1 protein-coding gene is annotated in these 289 nt (G+C 70.9%); it reads right to left on the bottom strand.

Annotated elements, in window-relative coordinates:
- Positions 1–289 (bottom strand): FMN-binding protein (locus ADK36_RS16485; RefSeq protein ID WP_159391163.1); only part of this gene is annotated, 289 nt, incomplete at both ends.

Raw genomic sequence — 289 nt, 5'->3', positions numbered from 1 at the left:
GTGCCTGGACGGCTTCGGCTTTGGTGATCTTGCCGCCGTTGACGGTGATGCGGACCTGGACCGCGCCGTACTGGGTCTGGACGGCCTTGCCGGTGACGGCGGCGGCCTGGGCGGCGCCCGACCCCTGCGAGCCCGACCCCTGCGAACCGGCGCTCGCCCGGGCCTTGTCCAGGGCGGACTGGAGGGACTTCTTGTATCCGGCGCTGGTGTAGGTCGCTCCGGAGACGGCGTCGATGTCGGCGGTGCCGGCGGCTATGGCGGCTTGGTTGAGTTTGGGTACGGCGTTGGC

The organism is Streptomyces viridochromogenes, from assembly GCF_001270495.1.
In the GTDB taxonomy this organism is placed as follows: domain Bacteria; phylum Actinomycetota; class Actinomycetes; order Streptomycetales; family Streptomycetaceae; genus Streptomyces; species Streptomyces viridochromogenes_A.
This window is presented reverse-complemented; position numbering and strand designations above follow the sequence as displayed.